At 67.3% G+C, this 17,171-nt stretch carries 13 protein-coding genes; 3 read left to right on the forward strand and 10 right to left on the reverse strand.

Annotated features, from left to right (window positions below; translation table 11 throughout):
- Nucleotides 1-206: 206 nt before the first annotated feature.
- The gene (locus tag FS388_RS04095; RefSeq protein ID WP_146339962.1) at nt 207-1,478 is read right to left on the reverse strand and encodes an ATP-binding protein; all 1,272 of its coding nucleotides are present in this window, start codon (nt 1,476-1,478) and stop codon (nt 207-209) included.
- A gap of 110 nt (nt 1,479-1,588) precedes the next feature.
- Nucleotides 1,589-5,158 carry a bifunctional proline dehydrogenase/L-glutamate gamma-semialdehyde dehydrogenase gene (locus FS388_RS04100; RefSeq protein ID WP_146339964.1) on the reverse strand — a complete coding sequence of 1,190 codons (3,570 nt, stop codon included), beginning with the start codon at nt 5,156-5,158 and terminating at the stop codon, nt 1,589-1,591.
- 89 nt (nt 5,159-5,247) lie between these two features.
- Between FS388_RS04100 and FS388_RS04105 the strand changes: the two genes are divergently transcribed.
- The gene (locus FS388_RS04105) at nt 5,248-6,147 is read left to right on the forward strand and encodes a LysR family transcriptional regulator (RefSeq protein WP_146339966.1); all 900 of its coding nucleotides are present in this window, start codon (nt 5,248-5,250) and stop codon (nt 6,145-6,147) included.
- Nucleotides 6,148-6,169: 22 nt separating this feature from the next.
- Here the strand turns inward: FS388_RS04105 and FS388_RS04110 are convergent, their stop codons facing one another.
- Nucleotides 6,170-7,450 carry an alpha/beta fold hydrolase gene (locus FS388_RS04110; RefSeq protein ID WP_246836286.1) on the reverse strand — a complete coding sequence of 427 codons (1,281 nt, stop codon included), beginning with the start codon at nt 7,448-7,450 and terminating at the stop codon, nt 6,170-6,172.
- A gap of 138 nt (nt 7,451-7,588) precedes the next feature.
- Between FS388_RS04110 and FS388_RS04115 the strand changes: the two genes are divergently transcribed.
- The gene (locus tag FS388_RS04115; protein WP_168198586.1) at nt 7,589-8,209 is read left to right on the forward strand and encodes a LysE family translocator; all 621 of its coding nucleotides are present in this window, start codon (nt 7,589-7,591) and stop codon (nt 8,207-8,209) included.
- On the opposite strand, the gene FS388_RS04120 is transcribed toward FS388_RS04115, so the two are convergent.
- From FS388_RS04120 to FS388_RS04135, 4 genes are all read right to left on the reverse strand, one after another.
- Nucleotides 8,157-9,095 (reverse strand): DMT family transporter, encoded by a 939-nt coding sequence (locus FS388_RS04120; protein WP_146339970.1) that lies wholly within the window; start codon nt 9,093-9,095, stop codon nt 8,157-8,159. The two genes, FS388_RS04115 and FS388_RS04120, sit on opposite strands and share 53 nt — an antisense overlap.
- A gap of 57 nt (nt 9,096-9,152) precedes the next feature.
- Nucleotides 9,153-11,471, reverse strand: a complete 2,319-nt coding sequence (locus tag FS388_RS04125; RefSeq protein ID WP_246836287.1) for a cation-translocating P-type ATPase — start codon at nt 11,469-11,471, stop codon at nt 9,153-9,155.
- Complete coding sequence (locus tag FS388_RS04130; RefSeq protein WP_146339972.1) at nt 11,468-11,689, reverse strand: heavy-metal-associated domain-containing protein; 222 nt, start codon at nt 11,687-11,689, stop codon at nt 11,468-11,470. The genes FS388_RS04125 and FS388_RS04130 overlap by 4 nt, the downstream gene beginning before the upstream one ends.
- Before the next feature lie 138 nt (nt 11,690-11,827).
- Nucleotides 11,828-13,315 carry a carotenoid oxygenase family protein gene (locus FS388_RS04135; protein WP_210410231.1) on the reverse strand — a complete coding sequence of 496 codons (1,488 nt, stop codon included), beginning with the start codon at nt 13,313-13,315 and terminating at the stop codon, nt 11,828-11,830.
- 223 nt (nt 13,316-13,538) lie between these two features.
- Here FS388_RS04135 and FS388_RS04140 point away from each other — a divergent pair, with 223 nt between their 5' ends.
- Complete coding sequence (locus FS388_RS04140; protein ID WP_246836288.1) at nt 13,539-13,859, forward strand: winged helix-turn-helix domain-containing protein; 321 nt, start codon at nt 13,539-13,541, stop codon at nt 13,857-13,859.
- 52 nt (nt 13,860-13,911) lie between these two features.
- On the opposite strand, the gene FS388_RS04145 is transcribed toward FS388_RS04140, so the two are convergent.
- The 3 genes from FS388_RS04145 to FS388_RS04150 all read right to left on the reverse strand — a co-directional run bounded on the left by FS388_RS04145 (nt 13,912) and on the right by FS388_RS04150 (nt 17,036).
- On the reverse strand, nt 13,912-14,871 hold the full coding sequence (locus FS388_RS04145) for a glycine betaine ABC transporter substrate-binding protein (RefSeq protein ID WP_146339976.1): 960 nt from the start codon (nt 14,869-14,871) through the stop codon (nt 13,912-13,914).
- Nucleotides 14,872-14,934: 63 nt separating this feature from the next.
- Nucleotides 14,935-15,084: a hypothetical protein gene (locus FS388_RS12995; protein WP_168198587.1), complete on the reverse strand. Its 150-nt coding sequence runs from the start codon at nt 15,082-15,084 to the stop codon at nt 14,935-14,937.
- A 5-nt stretch (nt 15,085-15,089) separates the two neighbouring features.
- Entirely contained in the window at nt 15,090-17,036 is a 1,947-nt protein-coding gene (locus FS388_RS04150) for a BCCT family transporter (RefSeq protein ID WP_246836289.1), read from the reverse strand.
- Nucleotides 17,037-17,171: the final 135 nt, after the last annotated feature.

Raw genomic sequence — 17,171 nt, forward strand, 5'->3', positions numbered from 1 at the left:
CACTTTCCCGAGAAGGTCTCTAGGGTCGTCCGAGGTCATCGCTCCCAGATTCACCGAGGTGATCACTCCCTTCTCATTCCTGTTCACCCGGACGCTACTAGGAAAACTCGAGGGCTCCTACTAGTAATTTGTGAGCGATTTCCCTCGAAAACGTTCACCAGCACCCTCGGATTCGTTCACATGTGATCCTGCCGCTCTTAGGACGCTCAGGACCAGAGCCTGTCGATGGGCATCACGTGAAGCCTGTCCTCGTAGGTGTAGGAGCGTGTGCCCGTGCTCAGTGCTATTCCCGCGGCGAAACGGTCGCCCACTGCCTCCCGCATCTTTCGGAGCCCGGCGAAGTCCTTGCCCGGGATCCGCTCAGAGGCCTTGACCTCGAAGGCCAACACGCGGCCGTCACTCAGCTCCAAGACGAAATCCACTTCCTCGTCATCACTGGTGCGCCAATGACCGAGCACATAGGGCTGCTCCAACCATGAAGCCTGCGTGCGGAGCTCCCCGACCACGAACGTCTCCATCAAGTGACCAAACTCGGTCTGCACCGTGGTATCCAGCGAGGCAAGCTTTTTGGCTCCAATGCGATGAAGATGAGCTGCCAGCCCTGAATCCACCACATGCACTTTGGGCTTACCTGTGCTTCTGGCACTGAGCGTCTTCCCCCAAGCGGGAAGCCGGTGGACCAGGTAAAGGTCCTCCAGGAGACGAACATAGTTCTCGAGAGTCTCCCTGCTGATGCCCACACCCTCACCGACTTTGGACAGGTTGAGCACCTGAGCCGTCTGCCCGGCGAGTCGGTTCAGAATCTCCGCGAGGGCCTGCCGCTGACGCACCCGGAAGAGCTCCACCGCATCTCTTTCCACAGAGGTGCGGACATAGTCGTCGAACCAGCGAGCACGCGAAGCCTCCCGACGCTTTCGGGGAGTGGGCAGCCCTCCTGCGCACAGTCGCTCCACATACTCTTCACGACTGGTGGTGGAGTGAGGCTGGGCAGACACCGTCCCGCTCGGGTCCTCCAACAGGCCTTCAAGGAGCGACCTCTCTCGCCCCTCGATCTCACACTGGGCCAGCGGCCAAATAACCATCGAGTGGAGACGCCCCGTGAGCGCCTGGGCCGTGCGAGGCAGGGCGTCATGTCTCGTAGATCCCGTGAGCACAGCGGTGCCCGGTTCACTGCCCGTGCGGTTCAGCCGAGCCTTGATCGCATCCAGCACCTCAGGCAGGTGCTGGTACTCGTCGATGCACACCGGCGGGATCGGGACTTCAACAGCAGCTGAAGGGTTACGCGCCACCGCGTCTCGCACCTCGAGATTGTCGAGATCGATGACATCAGCCTGGTGCTCAGCTGCAAAATCATGCAGAACTGTGGACTTCCCGACTGAACGCGGTCCGTGCAGAGCAATGACCGGCTCCTCCTCAGAACGATCCTCCAACAGTCCCCTGATTCGACGGGGAACCAGACCCCTCTTACTCTCTGCCATACAGGGATACTAGCAAAACGCGAGGACTCCTACTAGGAAAACTCGAGGAGTTCTACTAGTAATTTTCGAGGAGCTCTACTAGGAAAACTCGAGGGCCCGCCTCGAGCTGCCTACTGCCCCTTCAGCCGCTCGGCCAGAGCCTTGAACTGGGAGCTGGAGTTGCCGAAGCGGTGAAGCGTCATCGAGACGGACTGCTCCTTCACCCAGTGGCGAAGCTCCACGCGTCCTGACGCAGTGATCGGGTCATCCAGCAGGGCAATCTCGGGCCTGTGCGAGACAGCCTCCCAGACGCTGCGGCTGAGCGACCCCACGGCGCGGACGCGAGCCCCGAGGCCCTGGTCGTATCGCCCCTCGGCGAGCGCCGCGGCGAACTCGTCCTCCGTCTCGTTCTTCTCCACGTCGATGCCGAATGCCTTGGCGGCGAGCTTCACCGCGCGTCGGACCTCCTTCGACGCGTCCTTGTCCACCGAGACCACGGCCGATGCTCCGGCCCGGTGCCCGGCCAGCAGCGTGCGCAGAGCATGGTGGGGCTCGGCGTCCGCGCCCACACGCAGCACGACGCTGGTGGGGAGGTACCGGAAGATGTTCGCCTCGGAGCCCAAGCCTGTGGGGTCGGTGGGGGTCCCGAACTCTGCTTCCCATGCCTGCGCATCCGATGCGGCCGCGGCCTTCAGCCAGGCGAGACCGGCCTCGGTGAGCGCATTCTTCTCCGAGGCGCTGCGCAGAAGGTCTCCGGCCGCACCCGCGGGCATCGGCAGCTGGGCCGCTGAGGCGATGTCGTTGCTGTCGCTCCATCGGCCGAAGAGCATCACGTAGTTGGGTCCGCCGGCCTTGGAGCCGAGCCCCACGGAGGACTTCTTCCATCCGCCGAACGGCTGCCGCTGCACGATCGCGCCGGTGATCCCTCGGTTCACGTAGGCGTTGCCGATCTGAACCTCATCGAGCCACCGCTCCACCTCGGAAATCTCCAGGGAGTGGATGCCGCCGGTGAGGCCGAACTCGACCTGGTTCTGCAGGGCGATGGCCTCGTCGAGGTCCTTGGCCTCCATCAGGCCCAGCACGGGGCCGAACACCTCGGTGAGGTGGAAGAAGCTTCCCGGCTTGACCCCGGACTTGATGCCCGGGGACCAGAGCCGTCCGGTCTCGTCCAGCTGGCGGGGCTGCAGAAGCCATTCCTCGCCGGGCTCCAACGTGGTCAGGGCCCGCCGCAGCTTGTCGCTGGGGTCCTCGGTGAGCGGACCCACCGTCGCGGAGAGGTTCTGCGGCCAGTCCACCACCAAGGAGGAGGCGGCGTCGACGAGCTGGCGCCGGAACCGCTCGGAGCTGTAGACGCTGCCGACGAGGATGCCCAGTGAGGCCGCCGAGCACTTCTGCCCAGCATGCCCGAAGGCTGAGGTGACCAGGTCCGCCACGGCGAGGTCCCGGTCAGCCGCGGGGGTGACGACCAGGGCATCCTTGCCTGAGGTTTCGGCGTTGATGGTCAGCTCCGGCTTCCAGGAGCGGAACAGGGCCGCTGTCTCGGAGGCGCCGGTGAGAATGATGCGGTCAACCCCCTCGTGCGAGACGAGAGCCCGGCCTGCGTCGCCCTCGTCCGGGTGCATGCCGAGCAGGACCTCCCTCGGCACTCCTGCGTCCCACAGGCATTCGAGGATCGCCATGGAGCAGTGCGGCGTCGGCTGGGGCGGCTTGTGGATCACAGCTGCCCCAGCAGCCAGGGCGGCCGCCGTGCCGCCGGTCGGGATGGCCAGCGGGAAGTTCCAGGGCGGAGTGATGAGCACCAGACGGTCCGGGGCGAAGGACGCCCCCTCCACCTGGTCCAGTTCAAGGGCCCGGTGGGCGTAGTAGCGCATGAAGTCGATCGCCTCGGAGATCTCCGGGTCGGACTGCGCCAGGGATTTGCCGACCTCAGCGGCCGCGATCGAGGCGAGGTGACCACGACGGGCCGCCATGATGTCAGCAGCCCGGTACAGAATCCCGGCACGCTCCGCCGCGGGCCGAGCCGCCCATTCGGCGCCGGCGGCGCGGGCACCTGCCACGACGGTGTCGACGTCCGCGGCCTCGATGACGGCCGGCACGGCCTGCTCCGCGAGCCACTGCGGGGTGGCCCTGGCCATGACCTGCTCGGTCCAGCGCTGGTTGGGCTCCAGGGCGGGGTTGGTGTCCGGCTCGTTCCTGAAGGGCGGCAGCTCAGCTGCTCCTGCCTCACTCGCAGCAGGAACCCCTGCCTGCTCCTCAGCCAGCCGGCTCTGCGTGTGGTTCGGAGCCGGTGCGTCCTCGCCGTCACGCTCCAGGATCTCTCCCAGAGCGCTCACGGATGCGCGGAAGCGGCCCTCCTCGCGGATGAACACGTCGCTGCCGCGTCCTGTGCCGTCCACGCTGAGCTCAAAGATTCCGGACATGAAGTTCTCGCTCGCGGCGTTCTCCTCGAGCCGGCGCACCAAGTAGGAGACGGCCACGTCGAACTCCTCCGGCCGCACGGCCGGGACGTAGAGCAGCAGCTGGCCCACGTCCTCGCGCAGCGTCTGCTGCTGCTCGGCGGCCATGCCCTGCAGCATCTCGAACTCGAGCCTGGCTGAGACGCCGCGCCGTGCGCCCAGCAGGTGGGCGAAGGCAATGTCGAAGAGGTTCTGGCCGGCGACTCCGAGGCGGACGCCCCGCATGCGCTCTGCGGTCAGCAGCCAGTGCAGGACCCGCTTGTAGTTGGCGTCGCTGGCCTCTTTGGACTCGCAGGTGGCCACCGGCCAATCGTGGATGTCGCCGTGCACCCGCTCCATGGCCAGGTTGGCACCCTTGACCAGGCGGATCTTGATGCCGGCGCCGCCGGCGTCGACTCGCTCATTGGCGAACGCGGTGAGCTCCTGGACAGCGCCGAGGGCGTCGGGCAGGTAGGCCTGAATGACGATGCCGCCCTCGTAGTGCTTCATCTCCGGCCGTGAGAGCAGCCGCTTGAAGACCTCGATGGTCAGGCGCAGGTCCCCGTACTCCTCCATGTCCAGGTTGATGAACTTGGATCCCGCCGGGGCCGCAGCGGCCTCGCTGTAGAGCGGCACGAGCCGGGAGGTCACGTAGTCCACGGTCTCCTCGAAGCCCCACATGCTGATCTGGCTGGCGATGGAGCTGGCCTTGATCGAGACGTAGTCGACATCGTCGCGCCGCAGCAGCCGGACGGTGTCCTCGAGGTGCTTGTCGGCCTCCTGCTCGCCGAGCACCGCCTCTCCGAGCAGGTTGATGTTGAGCCGGTTGCCGTCCTTCCTGATCTTGGCGACGGCCTTGCCGAACTGCTTGTCGCGAGCGTCGACGACCATGTGCCCGACCATCGATCGCATCCTTCGGCGCGCAGCAGGCACGACGACCTGCGGCAGGGCCGTGCCCAGCGCCGACCCGGCTCGGATCTGCGCCAGTTCGAGGGCGTCGAGGGTGTCGGGCGCGAGCCCGCCGAGGTCCTTCAGAGCGGACGCCGCCGCCTTGGTGTCTTCGGTGCGGATCACGCGGTCCACGAACCCGACGGTGAAGTCGAGGCCGGTGGGATGCGAGAGGACTGCGGAGAGAGTCTTGGCGGCCTTGTGAGGCTCGGCGCCGACAGCCTGGGTGCGCTGGAGCCAGCGGCGGACCTGCTCAACGGCCTCGCCGGCCAGGGCGTCCAGCTCGGTGCGGGTCTCTTCGAACGTGATCTCACTCATAGCATCAAGAGTAGGCACCCCTGCGCCGCTTTTCGACAGAACCGAAAGGTCCTTCCCGGTGGCGTCGGACAATCAGTAACATCGACGTCATGCTCAACCTCCACAGGCTCCGCCTGCTGCACGCGTTCAGGCTGCGCGGAACGGTCTCTGCCGCTGCGGCTGCGATGGGGCTGAGCCCCTCCACCGTGTCGCAGCAGCTCAGCCAGCTGGAGCTTGAGGCCGGAGCCGAGCTCTTCCACCGCGGCGGCAGGTCCCTGCGGCTCACCCACGCAGGGCTGAGGCTCGCTGAGCACGCACAGGCGATGCTCGACCTCCAGGACGAGGCGATGCGCTCGCTCTCCGCAGGCGAGCCCGAGCTCTCAGGCGTCCTGCGCCTCTCAGTGTTCCAGTCCGTCGCCCTGGCGCTGGCGCCCCAAGCGCTGAGCAGCATGAAGGCCGACCACCCCGGGCTGCGCGTCGAGATGGTCCAGGCTCCGCCCGAGCGGGCGCTGTTCGACCTGGCCGGGCGCCGGCATGATCTGGTGGTCGCGGAGCAGTACCCGGGAGTCAGCAGACCGCGTCAGCCCGAGTTCGACATCGAGGAGCTGGGGAGCGACCGGCTGTGGCTCGTGGTCCCGGAGCAGCTTGCAGGCATCGAGCCGGAGGACCTGGACGCCTACCCCTGGGTCATGGAGCCTGCGGGAACCGCCTCCCGCGAATGGTGCCTCCAGCAGTGCCGCTCCCTGGGCTTCGAGCCCGACGTCCGCTTCACCACCGATGACCTCACGTCGCACCTGCGGCTGATACGCGCAGGGCTGGCAGTGGGTCTCCTGCCGCAGCTTCTGCTCACCGATCAGGACACCGCCGGCACGGCCCTGCTGCCGCTGCCCGACGCGCCCGCGCGCACCATCTACACCACGGCACGCCGCGCATCGGCAGAGACTCCGGCCGCTCAGGCGTGCCGGGCAGCCATCCGTGAGGCGTTTCTGAAGGCCTCTCCGCAGACCTAGAGCCGGGCCCGCTCGCCTCTGCTCAGCGGAGCTCGCCGCCGCGGTCAGCGACCATCTCGCGCAGGTGCGTGAAGGTCCGGCCGGAGGCGATGCCGTCGTGCTCGAATTCGTTGGTCACCCACCCTTGGGAGCTGCCGATCCGGCTCAGCGTGTCCAGTGAGAGGCCTGCATCGACGAACATGTCGTCGTAGTAGACGGCGGCGGCCACCGGAACTTCGTTGGCGGCCAGCCGATCCAGGTCGTAGAGGGGCGTCCAGTCCTGCTTCTGGTGCAGCGCCTCCACGGCAGGACGAAGCGGCTTCAGCGCGCGGATGTCCTCGAACATCCAGGGGAACGACATCTCCCCGGTGAGCAGCAGCGGCCGTGCGTCCTCCCGGAACTGAGGCCTGCGGCTCCTCTCCGCCTGGGCGGCCCACGCGGTGGGGCCGGAGTCAGCGTCCGCGTAGATGGCCTCCTGCAGCGTCCAGTACAGGACGCGTCCGGCCTGCGAGGTCTGGATCTGGACCTCCTCGAGGAAGCCCTCCGCGAGCCGGCCGGGCCGGGCGAAGGCCGTCTCAAGCAGCCAGTGCATGCGCTCGAAGCCCGGCTTCATGCCGAAGTCCTGGCCCAGGGACTGAAGGCGGCGGACCGTCAGAGCGTCCCCGTCGGGCAGGCGCACATCCTGCTGGGCGAGCACGTCGGCCACCGCTGCGAGGGTCTCGACGTCCTGGGGGTAGCGGCTGTAGTACTCATGGGTCTTGGCCTCCACCCGCGGGAAGGTCCGCGCGTACACCTCAGATGCCTGGGGAGGCGTGCCGGGCACTCCCCCGGTGATGTAGCAGGCCGTCAGCGCTTCGGGGTGCATCGACAGGTACGTGAGAGTCAGGAAGCCTCCGTAGGACTGTCCCAGGGTTGCCCACCGGCGGCCGCCGAAGAGGGTGCTGCGGACGCGCTCGAGGTCTCGGACGATGGAGTCTGCGCGGAACAGAGACAGGTGCTCGGCTCCCGCCTCGGCGTCGCCGCGGCCCGAGACGTCTTCAGCCTCCAGCGGGGTGGAGCGTCCTGTGCCGCGCTGGTCCACCAGCACGATGCGGTAATGCGCCAGCGCCTCCTCGATCCAGGAGCCGGGGCGGGTCGGACGGGGATTCGCGCCCCCGGGCCCGCCCTGGAGGAACAGCAGCAGCGGCAGGTCCTCGCGCCGCTTCTCCGGTGCCACCAGCTCCCGGACGAACAGGTCGATGTCCTCCCCGTCGGGGCTCGACCAGTCCAGCGGCACTCTCAGCGTGTGCTCCTCAACCCACATTCCCGGCATGGGATAGCCCATCGTTCTGCTCCTTCAACGGTCTGCCGATGCTCCTGCGGAGAACCCTAAGCCACGTCCGCGGCGACGGACCGACGCCGAAGCTCATCGGCCCGGGCGAGCATGCGTGGTCGCACCGCTTCGAGGAAGTACATTCATCGAATGTCGTTTCTGTCGCTGATCGCCTTCATCCTCGCCGGCGCGGGCACCCCAGGGCCGAACAACGCCATCGCGCTGGCGTCCGGGGCCAACTATGGGCTGCGTCGAACGGTGCCGTGCATCGCCGGGGTGAACGTGGGGTTCCCGCTGATGATCATCCTGGTGGGGATGGGGCTCGGCGGGGTCCTCGCCCAGTGGCCGTTCGTGCTGGACATACTGCGTCCCATCGGCGTGGTCTACCTGCTGTGGCTGGCATGGAACATCGCCGCGGCTCCGACGCACGTCCAACCCGGCACGCAGGGCAGGCCTCCGGGCTTTGTGAAGATGGCGCTCTTTCAGCTGGTCAACCCGAAGGCCTGGACCCTGGTGATCGCGGCCCTGTCGACCTACACGGGGTTCTGGGGCTCGTTCTTCGCCGAGGTGGTGGTCATCGCGCTGTTCGCGATGGTCTTCGGCGCCCCCTGCACCACAGCGTGGGCCGTGATGGGGGTGGGCGCCGGCCGCATCATCAGCAGGCCGGCCCACATGCGCGTGTTCAACGTGGTCATGGCGCTGCTGCTGGTGGCGTCCCTCATCCCCGCATTCGTGGAGATCTGGGAGTCCGCACAGCCGCTTCTTGCCTGACCCGGCGATTGGCGGAGAGGACGGAGGCGCACCAGGCGCCGGCGATGATGAGGCCGCAGCCGAGCAGCTGCCAGACGGTGGGGATCCGCCCGAAGATGATCACATCGAGCACCACGGCGAATACGGCGCTGAGCAGCATCAGGGTTGAGGAGGTCACCTCCGTGATGCCGGTCATGGCAATGTTGAAGCTCAGGTACGTGATGACCTGCCCGACGAGTGCGAGAGCGGCGAACCACGCCCAGCCCTCCCATCCTGCGGGCATGACCAGACGGCCGGTGCCCGCCGCAGCGGCCAGGCTCACCAGGCCCGCCGAGAGGCAGACCACCGCCAGCACGGTGAACGGGGCCGGACGGACAGTGCGCGGGGCGGTGCGCCGGATGATGGCCAGGTACGCCGCGTAGCAGACGCCGGCTGCCAGACCGGCTGCGACCCCGCCCCAGTTGAGCGCCTCGTCCCCGAAGGCGCCCGCGGCAAACGCCACCCCCAGCAGCATCATCGGAACGATCCACAGCAGCGAGCGCATGGGCCGTACGCCTTCGACTGCCCATGCCAGCAGCGGCAGAACCACCAGCTGGATGTTGATGAGCACGGTGGCGATGCCGGCGCCGATGACGACGATGGAGGTGTTGTAGAACGCGTAGTCGGCGCCGATGGCGATGCCTCCGATGACAGCGCCCAGCAGCGTGCGCCGCGGCAGGGCGGCCGCACGGTCCACGCGTCGCAGCTCCCACAGGGCGAAGGGCAGCAGCATGGGGCAGGCCAGCAGGCAGCGCCAGGCGGCCACGCTCATCGGCTCCGAATCGATGGCGGCGATCATCGCGGCGGACGCCGCCAGCGCGAACGTACCGACCAGCATCAGCAGCACACCGCGCCCCGGGGAAATCACCCCGGAAGTCTATTGCTCCTGCGCCTGCCGATCAGCCCGCGACGAGTGAGACCCTCTTCACACAGCTGAGAATCGGCGCAGGCGCAGGGAGTTCGCCACGACGCTCAGGGAGCTGAGCACCATCGCGGCACCGGCGAGCATCGGGCTGAGCAGCCCCAGGGCGGCCAGAGGCAGCGCCGCCGTGTTGTAGAGGAACGCCCAGAAGAGATTCTCGCGAATGGTCCGCAGGGTGCGGCGGGCCAGCTTCAGGGACTCTCCGACGCTGCGCAGGTCACCTCGGATGATGGTGATGTCCGCCGCATCGATGGCCACGTCGGTGCCGGTCCCCATGGCCACGCCGAGATCCGCTTGGGCCAGGGCCGCGGCGTCGTTCACACCATCGCCCACCATGGCCACGCGGCTGCCCTCCGACTGCAGCCGCCTGATCGCAGCCACCTTGTCCTGGGGCATCGCCTCAGCGAGCACCTCGTCGATGCCCACCTCGTCGGCGACTCGTCGGGCAGCCCCTTCGTTGTCTCCGGTGAGCAGCAGCACCCGCACCCCCTGCGCCTTCAGCTGCGACACCGCCTCGGCACTGGTGGGCTTCACCGCGTCAGCAACGATCGCCACACCGGCGAGCACACCGTCGACCGTGACGAGCACGGGGGTGCTGCCGCCTGCCTCGGCCGCCGCAGCGAGCTGTCCGATGCCGGCGGGGATGCCCATCCCCTGCGATTCGATGAGGGCGCGTCGCCCCACCATCACGCGCCGGGCAGCGCCGTCGGCGCCGAGGACTTCGCCGCTCACTCCATGGCCCTCGTGGTTGGTGAATGCTTCCACCGCAGGGAGGGTTCCGGCGCGCGAGCCGTGGGCCTCGCGGGCCGCATTCGTCACCGCTCGGGCCACCGGGTGCTCCGAGTAGGACTCCAGCGCCCCGGCCAGACGCAGCACCTCGGGCTCCGAGAAGCCTTCGGCGACGTGGAGCGCGTTCATGTGCATCGCACCCGTGGTGACCGTTCCGGTCTTGTCGAGCAGCACCGCATCCAGCCGGCGGGAGGACTCGAGCACCTCCGGCCCCTTGATGAGGATGCCTCGCTGCGCGCCGCGCCCGGTGCCCACAAGCAGGGCGGTCGGCGTGGCCAGCCCCAGGGCGCATGGGCAGGCAATGATCAGAACAGCCACGGCCGCGGTGAACGCCGCCTCCCCCGAGGCGCCGAGGACCAGCCAGCCGATCAGGGTGATCAGCGCGAGCAGCAGCACTGCGGGGACAAAGACGCCGGAGACGCGATCCGCCAGCCTCTGCACCGCAGCTTTGCCGGACTGCGCCTTCTCCACCAGTTTGGCCATCTGGGCGAGCTGGGTGTCGCCGCCGACCCGGTCCGCCCGGATCAGCAGCCGGCCGGAGGCGTTGACCGTGGCGCCGACGACGGCGTCGCCCTCTGCGACCTGCACCGGCACCGACTCTCCTGTGAGCATCGACATGTCGACTGCGGAGGCGCCGCTGAGGACCGTGCCGTCGGTGGCGATCTTCTCTCCCGGGCGGACGACGAACTCGTCCCCCACGGCCAGGCTGCTGGCCGGGGCCTGGACCTCCTGCCCCCCGCGCATGAGGGTGACCTCCTTGGCGCCCAGATTCAGCAGTGAGCGCAGGGCCTGTCCGGCCTGGGACTTCGCGCGCTTCTCGAGGTACCGACCCAGGAGCAGGAACGCGGTGACGGCCGCGGCCACTTCGAAGTAGACGTGGCCGGCACCGTGGGTGCCGCCGCCGGCCCAGATGGGAGTGTCGAAGAGGACGAACTCGTGGCGCAGCTGGGGATCCCCGGCGGCGCCGAAGAGCATGGCGTACAGGGACCACCCCAGCGCGGCGAGGGTTCCTATCGAGATGAGGGTGTCCATGGTGGCAGTCCCGCTGCGCGCGCTGAGCGCCGCCGCCCGGTGGAAGGGCCACCCGGCCCACAGCACCACCGGGGCAGTGAGCGCCAGGGAGGCCCAGGCCCAGTAGTCGAACTGGGAGGCGGGAACCATGGCCCACAGCACCACCGGCACGGAGAGCACCGATGCGATGATGAGCCGCAGCCGCAGAGACCTCATGTCCCTGCGCGACCCGTCGCTCTCCTGCCCGACCCCGCTCTGCGGGGGGCGCTCAGCGGTGTAGCCCGCCTTCTCCACCGTGGTGATCAGCTGGCTGACGAAGTCTTCTCGGACATCGTCAGCTCCACCAGAGATCCATGCCTTCTCCGTCGCATAGTTGACGTGCGCGGTCACGCCGTCGATCTTGTTCAGCTTCTTCTCCACCCGCTGGGCGCAGGCCGCGCAGGTCATCCCGCCGATGGCCAGCTCGATCCGTTCGCCCTCGGCGGGCGCATCCGTCGTCTGCTCCTTCAGGCGGCCGGTCATGCTGCCCGCACCGCCGTGTAGCCGGCCTCCTCGACGGCCGCCTCAACCGCTGCGTCTGCGACGGGCGCGTCGGGCTGCGGGGTCACCTCGAGGCGTCCGGAGGATGCGCTGACGCGGACCTCGGCGATGCCGTCGACGTCCTCCAGCTCCTCACGCACTGCGGTCTCGCAGTGCGCGCACGACATTCCCGTCACTGTGTACACCTGTGGGCTGGTCATACGCTCTCAAACGTCAGGCCGTCGCGCGGTGTTCCCTCTGCGACGGAAGAGCGGCCCCCGGCTCCCGAGATCGGGGCCGAAGGCCGCTCACCGTTCCCCTTATCGCACCTGACAGAGGAGGTCTTGGACGAGGATCACTCAGTGATCGTGGTCATCCTCGTGGTCGTGATCATGGCCATCATCGTCGTGGCCGTGATCGTCGTCGTCGTGGTCTTCGTCGTGATCATGGTCATCATCGTCGTGGGCGTGATCGTCGTCCTCATGGTCCTCGTCGTAGTCGGAGGACACGCCTCCGACGGGGCGGCCGTCGATGACGATGATCTCGTTGGGCTCGAAGTCGAACTCGGCGGTGGTGATCACTTCGCCCTCGGTCAGGTCCAGGAGGTGGATCTCCTGGCTGTCCGGGTCCGTGACGTAGACGAGGTCATCGTGGGCACGGATGGCCGGACGCGGCTCCTGCCAATCCTCCGGCTCGGTCCACTCGTCGATGACGTCGATGTGCTCCAGGTGCTCGCCAGTCTCCGGGTCGATGATGTGGAGCTGGCCGTCCTCGGTCAGCACCAGCGCCTCGCCGTCGGGGCCGCGCTGCAGGTTCCGGAAGTTATAGGGGGAATCCACGTTGACGGTCGAGATGTCGCCGGACTCCGTGTTGACCAGGGCCACCTCGGTCATCGGCTCCTCGCCGTCCTGATCCGTGCGGTAGTCGCCCAGGAAGATGGGAGAGCCCTCCGAGGGGAACAGGTTTCCGATGCGGGAGTAGTCCTCGCCGGTGTCATGCTTCTCGAACTGCTCGCCGTCCCAGACCAGGACGCCGTCCTCACAGCCGACCGCAATGACCCCCTCCGGCCCGGCCGCCTCGCCGTGGACGCCGGGGCAGTTCTCGTTCCGATCCATCTCCTCGCCGTCAGCGTCGAGGAAACGCGCACCCGAGCGGTCCTCGAGAGTTTCGAAGCGTGAGCCGTCCTCGAGCACCACGGCCACACCATGGTGCTCGCCTTCGCTCTCGTAGCTCTCGGTCTCCAGGCTCTCCGCCTCGACGTCCAGCTCCGCCAGGTCGAAGGAGCGGTACTCTCCCGTTCCGTCGAAGAACAGGGTGCCGATGCCGTCGTGGGAGACGACGTGGGCGGGCGTGTCCCCGTCCACCGTGACATCCGAAAGATAGGGCTCGGTGGTGTAGTAGTGGTTGTGCTCGCCGTGCGGCTCTCCCCAGGTCCCGGCGTCCAGGAGGCGGAAGCTGCTGCCCTCAGTCAGGAAGGCATGCCGACCGTCCCCGGCCTCGTTGATCCGGAGGAACCCGTCGGCGTCGAATTCGTCGATGACGTCCAGGGAGACGCCGTCCAGGACTGCCGCGCCTCCGTCATAGGTGACGGCCACGCGCGGCTCAGCGCCGCCGGCCTCCTGCTGCTCACGCTCGGAGGGGTCCATGTCGTCCTCACCCTCAGCATCAGCGTCGTCGTCAGCGTCCGCAGCTCCCTCCGCCTCATCGGCGCCGGTGTCCTCTGCGGCGGCGTTCTGGTCTGAGTCGTTCTGCTCCTCAGCCTCCTCGCCGTTCTCCCCGGCGCAGGCGCTCAGCGCCAGGGCGGAGACAAGGGCAAGAGATGTCACAGTCTTCGATGCGGTGTTCATGCGAATCATTATCATCAAAAAGTTCCACTCATCGCAAATCGTTCTCAATAACGAGTTGCGCTCCGAATCGTGAAAACTCGGCAACACCTGCTTTACACCGCCGACAAGGGCGAGAAACGGCACCCCCCTAGCCTGAGTGCGGAGCCGCAGCCGCTGCCCCGAACCCCCTGTAGGAGGCGAACGCTGCTTCTCTCCGCAGGCAAGAGACCCCAAGGCGGTGATCGTGGAACCCCCGGCCGAAGTCATCGCAGACGATCAGTTCCTGCGCGTGAAGACCGCCAGCGGCGTCGTGGAGATGACGACGAACACGGTCACCCTTCCGGGGTGCCCGCCGATCCGGCTCGCCCCGGGACCCATGGCCGTCATGCGGGTGCTGGCTCGGGCGCAGGGCGCAGTCATTTCGCGCGAGCATCTCCTGCGCATGCTGCCCCAGTGCGGCTCTGCGCACGGACTGGAGATGTGGATCTCTCGCCTGCGGCACGCACTTCCGGAGGCCGCAGTGGTCCAGACCGTGGTCAAACGGGGCTACCGACTGGCCCTCTGAACAGGTGCGGGGCCGAGGCTGCTGCCCCGGCCCGCACCTCAGAACGGCTCGATCAGCCGTTGACCCAGGATTCGACCGTGTCGGCGTTCTCCTCAACCCAATCGGCAGCGAGGTCCTCGACGTCGACGTCCTCATCCTCGTCCTGAAGCATCGCCTCCTCGATGTCCTCGAGGGGGATCTCGAACTCCTCCAGCATGGCCACGAACTCGGGGGCCTCGTCCCGCAGGTCGGTGTGGGCTGCCGTCCAGCCGGAGAGCTCAGGGCTGGCACAGTCCTGCTGGCCCCCGTCGAAGCAGTCCTCGTTGTACTCGTTGGGCTCGTCGAGCTGCACGAGGTCGAGCTGGCTGAACAGCCAGTGCGGCTGGTAGAAGAAGAAGAGGATGGGCTCCTCGTCGCTGTAGTGGCTCTCCACCTCGGCGATCAGCGCCGCCTCGGAGGACGTCAGGTGCTCCAGATCGAGGTCGAAGCCCTCGAGCCGCTCCGCATTGTGCTCGGTGGTGACCCAGCCGGCCTCGGCGTCGTAGAGCGTGTTGCCGACGGCGTCGGCATACTCCGAATCGGAGAGCTGGTCCACGGATTCCAGCCCGGAGAGCTCGCCTTCGGCGGCATACTCGGGGATGAACCACCCCTGGGCAGCACCGCCGTAGACCTCGGAGACGATCTCGACGGTGTCCTCGTTCTCCTCCGCGAAGCCTTCGTGGTTGGGCATGATCACGTCGACGAGCAGGTCGACGTCGCCGGAGCCGAGCCCTGTCCAGCCCACGGCGGGGTCGAACTGCGTGGTGCTGACATCAGAGATGCCGAGCTCCGGGTAGTCCTCGATGATCTGGGTGATGACTGCGCCCTGGAATTCGGAGGCGAGCCAGTTGAACTCTCCGAGCTCAAGGGTGATGCCGTCGGCGGCCTCGGCATCCTCGCCGGATTCTCCGGCGTCGCCGCAGGCGCTGAGCGCCAGTCCGGAGGCCAGGGCCAAGGATGTCAGGGCAGTAAGGCGTGCAGTATTTGTGCGCATTGTTGAAATTCCTTCATCAGGTGGTCTTCGAGCATGGGCGTGCGAATGTCAGCGAGGACGTCGCTACGGCTCGCGGCCCCACCATCCGATGGCGTCAGGCTCCCAGGAGTCGTTCTCCCACCCGGCGGCGCGGTTCGGAGCACACTTGCGTGGACGGTTCGCCGGAGGCAGAGGCCGGCGCCTCTGCGTCAGCAGTATCAGTGTCGCGGTCATACGATTCAGCTCCGCGGCGTCTCTGCATCCGGAGCGCCCTCGCCCTCCGGCTCCTTGGGGTCAGAGTCCTGCTCGGCGATGATCGCCTTGAACTCGCCGGTGGCAGGATCCCAGCCGTCGCCCCATTCGCCCGTCCTGTAGTTGTAGTCGACCGGCTCACCGTCCGCATTGGTGCGCTGGTACCAGTCGGTGTAGGCGGAGTCGGCGGAGTCGATGACAGCCCCGGCGCCCTGGCCGGGCTCGCTGGGCACCACTTCAAGAGCGAAGTTGTCCCCGTAGCGGTCCACGCCGTCGATCACGGCGTTGCGCATCGCCCGGTCGGCGTAGCGCAGCCGGATCGCTCGGGGGTCGGTCCGAAGCTCGCTGAACCAGGCGACGATGATGAGAAGGATGATCACTGCGAAGGGAGCAGCGGTGATGATGACCAGCTGCTGCAGGCCTTCCAGGGCAGACTCGTCTCCGAGCAGGAGCATGACCAGCGCGATGCCGGTCATCACCAGCCCCCAGAAGACGACGATGATCGAGCGGGGGTTCTGGCTTCCCTTGGAGGACAGCATGCCCATGACGGTCGAGGCAGAGTCCAGTGCGGTGATCGCAAAGACGAGCAGCACCGCAATGCTGAGGAGCGGAACCCAGGCCGCGAGCGCGGGCAGGTTCTCCACCACGGTGTAGAAGACTTCCGGCGGGGCCAGAGCAAGGTTCCCGTCCGCGTCGTCCTCGAACCCGGGATAGCCCTCGCTGCGCATCCACATCGCGGTGCCGCCCAGCACCCCGTAGGAGATGACCAGCAGCAGGGTGGGAATGGTGATCACACCCAGGACGAACTGGCGGATGGTGCGGCCCCGGGAGATGCGGGCGATGAAGATTCCGACGAACGGCGACCAGGAGATCCACCAGGCCCAGTAGTAGACGGTCCACCACGACTGGAACTCCTGCGTCTCTTCGCCCCAGGACGCCGAGCGGCTCATCATGTCAGGCAGGTTCCCGAGGTAGGACATCAGCCCGGACGGGAGCAGGTTGGCCAGGAAGAGGGTAGGCCCTGCGATGAAGACCAGGGCCACGACCCCCAGGGTCAGCACGATATTGATGTTCGAGAGGTAGCGGATGCCGCGTGCGACGCCCGATACGGCAGAGAGGATGAACCCGACGGCGAGCACGGCGATGATGACGATGAGTGCCGTATTTCCGGTCTCACCCCACCCGGTCACAATGGTCACGCCCTGCTGGACCTGCATCGTGGCGATGCCGACGGTGGCAGCCGTGCCGAAGAGCGTGGCGACGATCGCGAAGATGTCGACGATCTGTCCCGCGAAGCCTTCGGTGCGCCGCTTGCCGAAGAGCGTCTCGAAGATCGAGGACATCAGAAGCACCCGCCCGCGGCGGTAGGCGGCGTACGCGACGGCGCCGCCCACCAGGGCGTAGATCGCCCAGGCGTGGAAGCCCCAGTGGTAGAAGGTCTGCCCCAGCGAGTAGTGCAGGGCCTCTGTGGTTTCGGCCTCGTTGGTCATCGGCGGCGGGTCGGTGTAGTAGTCGAGGGGCTCTGATGGGCCGAAGAAGAGCACTCCGATCCCCAGTCCGGCGGCGAAGAGCATGGATATCCACGCGAAGGTGGAGAATTCCGGCTCCTCGTCGTCCTTGCCCAGGGGGATGCGCCCGTAGGACGAGAAGGCCAGGATGAGCATCACCACGAGGATGATGGCCGCAGTGATGTTGAACAGCCAGGAGACGTTGTAGGTGACCCAGGTGAATGCTGCGTCGGCGACGGAGGCGACCTGGGCCGGGGCGGTGAGCCCCCAGATGACGAACGCTACGGTGAGCGCTCCGGCGATGATGAGGACCAGCTTGTCCACGCTGTACCAGCGTCGCTGCTCGTCGATGCCGATGCCTGGCACCAGCGCCGGGTGGGTGTCGTGAGGGTAGTTCGGGCGCCTGTAGTCGAGCGTTCTCAGCATCCCGCCTGCACGGCGTGCTTCGGCTCCTAGACGACCGCGCCTGCTGGGGTCGGTATTATGCAGTTTTTCGTCCGACATTGTGCTTCTGACCTCAAGTGCGTGTGATTCTGAAATTTCATCCGGGGCTTCAGCCCC

This window comes from Nesterenkonia sp. NBAIMH1 (assembly GCF_007922635.1).
GTDB lineage: Bacteria > Actinomycetota > Actinomycetes > Actinomycetales > Micrococcaceae > Nesterenkonia > Nesterenkonia pannonica.

Coding starts and splice junctions, on each gene's coding strand:
- FS388_RS04095 (WP_146339962.1), bottom strand. CDS start 1,478: ATGGCAGAGAGTAAGAGGGGTCTGGTTCCCCGTCGAATCAGGGGACTG.
- FS388_RS04100 (WP_146339964.1), bottom strand. CDS start 5,158: ATGAGTGAGATCACGTTCGAAGAGACCCGCACCGAGCTGGACGCCCTG.
- FS388_RS04105 (WP_146339966.1), top strand. CDS start 5,248: ATGCTCAACCTCCACAGGCTCCGCCTGCTGCACGCGTTCAGGCTGCGC.
- FS388_RS04110 (WP_246836286.1), bottom strand. CDS start 7,450: ATGGGCTATCCCATGCCGGGAATGTGGGTTGAGGAGCACACGCTGAGA.
- FS388_RS04115 (WP_168198586.1), top strand. CDS start 7,589: ATGTCGTTTCTGTCGCTGATCGCCTTCATCCTCGCCGGCGCGGGCACC.
- FS388_RS04125 (WP_246836287.1), bottom strand. CDS start 11,471: ATGACCGGCCGCCTGAAGGAGCAGACGACGGATGCGCCCGCCGAGGGC.
- FS388_RS04130 (WP_146339972.1), bottom strand. CDS start 11,689: ATGACCAGCCCACAGGTGTACACAGTGACGGGAATGTCGTGCGCGCAC.
- FS388_RS04135 (WP_210410231.1), bottom strand. CDS start 13,315: ATGAACACCGCATCGAAGACTGTGACATCTCTTGCCCTTGTCTCCGCC.
- FS388_RS04145 (WP_146339976.1), bottom strand. CDS start 14,871: ATGCGCACAAATACTGCACGCCTTACTGCCCTGACATCCTTGGCCCTG.
- FS388_RS12995 (WP_168198587.1), bottom strand. CDS start 15,084: ATGACCGCGACACTGATACTGCTGACGCAGAGGCGCCGGCCTCTGCCT.
- FS388_RS04150 (WP_246836289.1), bottom strand. CDS start 17,036: ATGCTGAGAACGCTCGACTACAGGCGCCCGAACTACCCTCACGACACC.